The sequence below is a fragment of the Streptomyces recifensis genome (genome assembly GCF_002154615.1).
Classification (GTDB): Bacteria; Actinomycetota; Actinomycetes; order Streptomycetales; family Streptomycetaceae; genus Streptomyces; species Streptomyces griseoluteus.
This window is the reverse complement of the sequence record NZ_MUNH01000200.1, coordinates 1-7,022: the sequence shown is the minus strand read 5'-3', so window position 1 is coordinate 7,022 and position 7,022 is coordinate 1. Positions and strand designations below refer to the sequence as shown.

The window sequence follows — 7,022 nt, the reverse complement described above, 5'->3', positions numbered from 1 at the left end:
CGAGATCATCGGCGCCGTCGCCAGATCCATGCCCCCCGCCGCGACGTTGGCGAGGTGGCGGTCGATGTCCTCGTCGGTCGCGAACCCCGCTTCGACCAGACGCTCCCGGATCTGACGGACCGTGGCCAGTTCGAGGGCGGTGCACGCCGGTGAGGTGAGCGGGAAGTACGCGTCGGCCTCGACCTGCCGCAGCCCGGCCTCCCGGAGGAGCCGGGGCAGGCGGCGCCCGTAGGAGAGGTCGGCGCCGCGTTCGGCGAGGAGCCGGCGAAAGCCCTGGCGGAGCCGGTTGGCGAGCCGCTCCTCGGGGCCGTGCTCGTCGGGGCAGGTCAGGGGTTGCAGAGCCGGGTCGGCGTCCTCGATCAGCAGCAGGCCGCCGGGTCGCAGCGCTTCGATCATGGAGCGCAACGCCCTTTCCCGGTCCGGGACATGGACCAGTACGAGCCGGGCGTGCACCAGGTCGAAGCCCCGGCCGGGCGGTTCCTCGGCGCCCACGTCATGGGTACGGACCTCCACCGGCGGACGGGCCACGGTGTCCAGGCGTGAGGTGTCGATGTCGGTGGCGAGGACGGTACCGGCCGGGCCGGCCTTCCGGGCGAGCCAGGAGACGACGGAGGTGCCCCCGGCACCGACCTCCCAGCAGCGCCAGCCGGGGCCGATGCCGAGGCGTTCCAGGTGGCGGAACGTGGTGGGGTCGAAGAGGGAGGCGAAGGCGTCGAAGCGTTCGCCCGCCTCGGCCTGCCGGTTGTCCAGGAGGTATCCGTCCGATGGCGTCATGTCCCGCATCGTCCCAGCCGGTCACCCGGCCCGGGGCGGCCGACCCTGCGTCCACAGGCGGGAACAAAGCGGAATCCGCTGTTCCCACAGGCTTCCCCGGCCTTCTCGACGGACTGGCAGACTGACCGGGCAGGGCACGAATGGTGTCGGGTGCGGAGATCCAGGCAAGGAGATCCAGATGTCGATGGCGGGGAATCTGCGGAAAGTCACAAAGCTGAGCAAGGTCGGCGGCCTGCGCAAGGTGGCCGGTCTGGCCCGGCGCCGGCCGCGTGTGGACCTGAGCCACCCGGCCAGGTCACCGCTGGGTTCCTCGGTCGTGAACTGCGTGATGTATCAGGACGGCATACGCGTGCCGGGTTCCGCCGATGTGGTGGACGCCGTGAAGACGGTCCGCAACACCGGCGACGGTTTCGTCTGGCTGGGTCTGCACGAGCCGACCACCGAGGAGTTCGCCGATGTGGCCGAGCTGTTCGACCTGCACCCGCTCGCGGTGGAGGACGCGGTGGAGGCCCACCAGCGCCCGAAGCTGGAGCGGTACGGCGACACGCTCTTCGCGGTGCTGAAGACCGTCTGTTACGTGGAGCACGAGAAGCTGACGGCCACGAGCGAGGTGGTGAACACCGGCGAGATCATGGTGTTCGTCGGCGAGGACTTCGTCATCACCGTGCGGCACGGCCACCACGGCTCGCTGGGCCCGCTGCGCGAGGAGCTGGAGTCGCGCCCGCGTCAGCTCTCCAAGGGCCCCTCGGCGGTGCTGCACGCCGTCGCGGACCACGTGGTGGACGAGTACCTGAACGTCACGGACGCGGTGCAGGGCGATGTCGAGCAGGTCGAGACGGACGTCTTCTCGGAGGAGGGCGGCCGGGCCGATCCGGGGCGGATCTACCAGCTCAAACGCGAACTGCTCGAACTGAAACGGGCGGCGGTGCCGCTGGTGCGGCCGGTGGAAGACCTCGCCACCCGGCCGATGAGGGTGGTCGACCCGGAGATACAGGCGTACTTCCGCGATGTGATGGACCATCTGATACGGGCCAAGGACCAGATCGCCGCGTTCGACGAGCTGCTCAACTCCATCCTCCAGGCCCATCTGGCCCAGGTGACGGTCGCGCAGAACGAGGACATGCGGAAGATCACCGCCTGGGCCGCGATCGTCGCGGTGCCGACGATGGTCTGCGGTGTCTACGGCATGAACTTCGAGTACATGCCGGAAGCGCGGTGGCACTACGGCTACCCGGTGATCATGGGCATCACCGCGCTGGCCTGTGTCGCGCTCTGGCGTGGCTTCCGGCGCAACGGCTGGTTCTGACCCGTCGGTCCTCCGGGTCCGGCAGGCGAGGTCAGCCGTTCCAGGCGGGATGCCGGGGGTCGTCGGCGCGCACCACCACATCGGCCGTCGCGGCGGGGTCGGTCTCCGTCTCGTAGCGGGCGAAGGCGGGGAGCGTCCAGTGCTCGGGGTCGGGGGTGCGGCGGCGCAGGGCGCCGGACGACAGCAGGACGTGCACGGTCAGGTCGAACGGGAACCAGTGCTGGAGAAGAAGGGGGCCGTGCAGGAGCAGTACCCCGCCGGGCGGTAGCTGGACGTAGGAGCTGCGGGTGGCGCGGTCGGTGACCGGGTCCCACAGGTCCGGCAGCACCCGCCCGTCGCCCCCGGCGTCCAGGGGGCCGAGGACCTCGCGCCACAGCGCGCCGGTGTCGAACCAGCCGCTGTAGTACGACTCCTCGTCGCGCCGCCCGTGCTCCAGGCGGAGGGAGGCGGGACGCAGGAAGCCCTCGGCACCGACGACCAGTGACGGCCGGCCGCGTACCCGGAGCGCCTCGGAGATCCGGGTGGCCAGGTCACCCGGCCCTGCGGCGGGCGCTCCGTCGAGGCCCACGCGCGGCCAGGGACTGCCGTCGGCGGGCTCCAGCGCCAGAATCCGGTCGGCGAGCCGTTCGGCCAGCCGCTCCCAGGTGATCGCTTCGAGTCGCACACGCCCATGATGCCGGTAAGCCGGAAGAGGGCGGGAAAGAAGGGAAGGTCGGGTGGTCCGGCCTCGTGCGGGAGGACCAGCCGGTGCCGGGGAATGAACGGCGTATGGCACGTCCCGCAGGTGCACGCCGTCCCGTCTCGCCACGCGCCCCCGCGCTGCCCGATGCCGGGGGCGGCCCGGTCGTGGTGCAGCCGCAGCGGCGCAAGCACTGCGCCGCCTGCCGGCAGGGGCCGCTGGCGCTGCTGGTGCTGGAGGACGGGGTACCGCGTTGCCTCGACTGCGCGGATCTGGGGCACCTGGTGTTCCTCCCGCGCGGGGATGCCGCGCTGACCCGCAGGGCGCGGGAGGAGAGCCCCCTGTGGGCGGTGGTGGTGCGGTTCGCGCGGCGGCGTGGCCGGTACGAGCGCCAGGGCCTGCTGGTGGAGGAGGCCGCGCTGGCGCGGGCGGAGGAACGCTGCCTGGCCGACGCGGAGGTCCGGCGGCGGCGCCGGGTGCGGGACGCGCGACGCCGGGTGGCGGAGGACGAGCGCTTCGTCGCGGAGTTCGCGGCGGAGATCGGGCGGCTGTTCCCCGGCTGTCCGGACGGCCGGGCACGGGCGGTCGCCGGGCACGCGGCCCTGCGGGGCAGTGGGCGGGTCGGGCGGAGCGCCGCCGGTCGGGCACTGTCGGAGGCGGCGGTGACCTCGGCGGTGGTGGCGTCGGTACGGCACCTGGACACGCCGTACGACGGGCTGCTGATGAGCGGGGTGCCCCGGCGCCAGGCGCGCGAGCGGATCGCCGGGGCCGTGGAGGGAGTGCTGCGGGAGTGGCGGGAGCCGGCCGCGCGGGAGGTGGTGGAACCGGGACGGGAGCAGGGAGAGGAGTGACGGAAGTGGAGCGAGGGAGCCGGGGGTCGCGAATGTGGACCCATGGGCCCTGGAGTGCGGAAAGGTGGCGTCCGCCGCCCTGCGCGGGGGTCGGTGGAGACGTATCGTGGCCGCAAGGACACGGGGACGGGGTCGCCTGCGGGCCGGGTGACCGCCGAGGAACCCCCGTCCGATACCGCACGGCCCGTGGTGCCCCCAGCGCCCTCCATACCCCGGTACACGTCCGCGAGGAAGACGCCCATGGCCGATCCCAAGGGGTTCATGAGCACGCCGCGCCAGGAGTGGCCGCGGCGGCCGGTGGCGGAGCGGGTCCGGGACTGGGACGAGATCTACGTACCGGGGGCGTTGCTGCCGATCGTGAGTGCGCAGGCGAACCGGTGCATGGACTGCGGGGTCCCGTTCTGCCACGACGCCTGTCCGCTGGGGAACCTGATCCCCGAGTGGAACGACCTGGTGGCCCGGTCCGACTGGCGGGTGGCGAGCGAGCGGCTGCACGCGACGAACAACTTCCCCGAGTTCACCGGCAGATTGTGTCCGGCGCCCTGCGAGGCGGGGTGTGTGCTGGCCATCAACCAGCCCGCCGTGACGATCAAGAACGTCGAGTGGGCGATCGCCGAGCGGGCCTGGGAGGAGGGGTTCGTGCCGCCCCGGCCGCCGGACCGGCTGTCCGGGAAGACGGTGGCGGTGATCGGGTCCGGGCCGACCGGGCTGGCCGCCGCGCAGCAGCTCACGCGGGCGGGGCACACCGTGGCGGTGTACGAGAAGGACGACCGGATCGGGGGGCTGATGCGGTACGGCATCCCCGAGTTCAAGATGGAGAAGCGCTTCCTGGACCGGCGCCTGGAGCAGATGCGGGCGGAGGGGACGCGGTTCCGTACGTCGACGGCGGTCGGGCGGGACGTGCCGGCGCCGGAGCTGCGGTCGCGGTACGACGCGGTGGTGATCGCCACGGGGGCCACTGCGTGGCGGGAACTGGCGTTGCCGGGACGGGAGTTGGCCGGCGTCCATCAGGCCATGGAGTACCTGCCCCCGGCCAACCGGGTGTGCGCGGGCGACCTGGAGGCCAATCCCCTGTCGGCGGCCGGGCGGCACGTGGTGATCGTGGGCGGCGGGGACACCGGGGCCGACTGCCTGGGCACGGCGGTACGCGAAGGTGCCGCGTCCGTCACCCAATTGGACATCTACGCCCGGCCGGGCGGGGAGCGGGACGCGGAGGCGGAGCCGTGGCCGACCTACCCGAAGCTCTACCGTCTCTCCGGCGCGCACGAGGAGGCGGGTGAGCTGCGGACCGCTCCGGCGGCGGACGCTGACGCCCGGCTGTTCGCGGCGTCCACGCTCCGGTTCACCGGGGACGCGCAAGGGCGGGTGAAGGAGCTGCACCTGGTGGAGGTGGACGAGCGGCGCCGGCCGGTGACGGGCACCGAGCGGGTGCTGCCGGCCGACCTGGTGCTGCTGGCGCTCGGCTTCTCGGGGCCGGACCGTGCGGACGGGCTCATCGACCAGTTGGGACTGGAGACGGAGCCGCGCGGCACGCTCGCGCGGGACGGGGAGTTCGGCACCAACGTGCCGGGCGTGTTCGCCGCCGGGGACGCGGCGCGGGGTCAGTCGCTCGTGGTGTGGGCGATCGCGGAGGGCCGGGCGGTGGCGGCGGCCGTGGACCGGTATCTGATGGGTGAGTCGTGGCTGGAGGCGCCGATCTCGCCGTACGACCGGCCGATGTCGGTGTGACCATCGGCCGGTCCAGAGGGGAAGGGGAGGGAGGGGGACGGGGGCAAAAGGTGGTGCGCAGAGTCAAAAACAGTGACAGCCGTTCAGGAGAGCAGGAAGTCCGCCTCTCCCGCCTTCGCGCCCTCGATGAAGGCGGTCATCTCGGCGGTGGTGTATATCAGCGCCGGGCCGTCCGGGTCGGTGGACTGGCGTACGGCGATGCGGCCGTCGGCCAGCTTCATGGCCTCCAGGCAGTTGCCGCCGTTGCCGCCGCTCCAGGGCTTGTGCCAGCCCACGGCGCCCAGTTCCCGCGCGGGCATGCCGTTGTAGACGCGGCGGCGCGGATTGATGCGATCCATTCACAGCTCCTTGCGGAGATCCCGCAGGATCTCCTTCGTGCGTTGTGCCGTGGCGGCCTGCGCCGCCATGCGGTCCATGACCTCCAGATGAGTGGCCACCTCGGAGCGCGCGTCGAGGTAGACCGCGCCGGTCAGGTACTCGCTGTAGACCATGTCCGGGAGTTCGGGCATGGCGAACCGGAACAGTACGAAGGGGCCGTACGTGCCCGGGTGCGGCCCGTTGGCGAACGGGGCCACCTGGAGGGTGACGCCGGGCAGCGTCGTGGCCTCCAGAAGTTTGTCGAGCTGGGCGCGCATCACCTCGGGGCCGCCGACCGGGCGGCGCAGGGCGGTCTCGTCCATCACGGCCCAGAAGCGGGGCGCGTCGGGGCGGGTGAGGAGTTTCTGACGGCGCATCCGGAGGTCGACGTGGCGCTCGATGTCGTCGGGGCTGGTCTGGCCGATGGCGCCGGATGTGAGCACCCCGCGCGCGTAGTCCTCGGTCTGGAGCAGGCCGGGGACGAAGTGCGGCTCGTAGGAGCGGATGAGCGCGGCGGCGCCCTCCAGGCTGACGTACATGGAGAACCAGCCGGGCAGGATGTCGTGGAACCGCTGCCACCAGCCGGGCCGGTTGGCCTCCTCGGCCAGCTGCACGAAGAGTTCGGCCTCGTCGTCCGGAACACCGTAGGACTTCAGCAGGAGTTGGAGGTACGGGATCTTGAGGGAGACCTCGGCCGTCTCCATGCGGCGCACGGTGGCGGGGGCGACACGCAGGACGCGGGCGGCCTCCTCGCGCTTGAGCCCGGCGCGTTCCCGCAGGTCCAGCAGGCGGCGGCCGAGGACCACCTGACCCACGGTCGGCGCGGACCGCGGTTCGCTCACGTTGCCACCTCCGACGGAAGGGATAGCGGTTGCCTGGGCGGGGACACCCGGTGAAGGAACCCCGACAGCCCTGCGGCGCCGTTCGAAGACGCATTCGACGATCCGGACGGATCGGCGAGGGTCCCAATTGGCGCCGCGCGAGGTGCTGTTGCGAGCAGTGTGCCACGGCCGTTCACCGCGTCATACCGCACTCTGCATTTTTCAGAGTGACACTTGCCAAGTGTTCACGGCGGGGAGATAGTGGCAAGCGTGATTCCGTCCGCGCCCTTAGGAACAGACTCCGCCGCAGACCGTTCCCGTCCCGGCGCAGCACCGGCACCGGCAACGGCCGGGGCCGGCCGCCGGTTCCGCTTCGAGCTGGCCGCGCATCCGGGTTCCCCGGCCCAGGCCAGACGCCTGGCGCGGACCCGGCTCGCCGGCTGGTCGGTGTGCGCGGACACCTGCGAAAGCGCGGTGCTGGTCGTCTCCGAGCTGGTCACCAACGC

General features: G+C 72.2%; 7 protein-coding genes and 1 pseudogene. 4 read left to right on the top strand and 4 right to left on the bottom strand.

Going from position 1 to position 7,022, the window contains the following annotated elements:
* On the bottom strand, positions 1-774 hold a 774-nt coding region (locus CCN33_RS12150), incomplete at its 3' end, for a methyltransferase domain-containing protein (RefSeq protein WP_086693647.1).
* 178 nt (positions 775-952) lie between these two features.
* On the opposite strand from CCN33_RS12150, the gene CCN33_RS12145 reads away from it, so the two are divergent.
* Complete coding sequence (locus CCN33_RS12145) at positions 953-2,080, top strand: magnesium and cobalt transport protein CorA (RefSeq protein ID WP_086693646.1); 1,128 nt, start codon at positions 953-955, stop codon at positions 2,078-2,080.
* Positions 2,081-2,111: 31 nt separating this feature from the next.
* Here the strand turns inward: CCN33_RS12145 and CCN33_RS12140 are convergent, their stop codons facing one another.
* Positions 2,112-2,744, bottom strand: a complete 633-nt coding sequence (locus CCN33_RS12140; protein WP_086693645.1) for a nucleoside/nucleotide kinase family protein — start codon at positions 2,742-2,744, stop codon at positions 2,112-2,114.
* Between the two features lie 104 nt (positions 2,745-2,848).
* Between CCN33_RS12140 and CCN33_RS12135 the strand changes: the two genes are divergently transcribed.
* Positions 2,849-3,610, top strand: a complete 762-nt coding sequence (locus CCN33_RS12135; RefSeq protein ID WP_086693644.1) for a DUF2293 domain-containing protein — start codon at positions 2,849-2,851, stop codon at positions 3,608-3,610.
* 240 nt (positions 3,611-3,850) lie between these two features.
* Positions 3,851-5,338, top strand: coding sequence for a glutamate synthase subunit beta (locus CCN33_RS12130; protein WP_086693643.1), 1,488 nt, complete (start codon positions 3,851-3,853; stop codon positions 5,336-5,338).
* 83 nt (positions 5,339-5,421) lie between these two features.
* Here CCN33_RS12130 and CCN33_RS12125 read toward each other — a convergent pair whose 3' ends face one another.
* Together CCN33_RS12125 and CCN33_RS12120 are read right to left on the bottom strand one after the other, a co-directional pair.
* Entirely contained in the window at positions 5,422-5,676 is a 255-nt protein-coding gene (locus CCN33_RS12125; protein WP_030809830.1) for a DUF397 domain-containing protein, read from the bottom strand.
* Complete coding sequence (locus CCN33_RS12120) at positions 5,677-6,537, bottom strand: helix-turn-helix domain-containing protein (RefSeq protein WP_086693642.1); 861 nt, start codon at positions 6,535-6,537, stop codon at positions 5,677-5,679.
* Positions 6,538-6,777: 240 nt separating this feature from the next.
* Here CCN33_RS12120 and CCN33_RS32500 point away from each other — a divergent pair.
* Positions 6,778-7,022: pseudogene (locus CCN33_RS32500) on the top strand (ATP-binding protein); the annotation flags it as partial.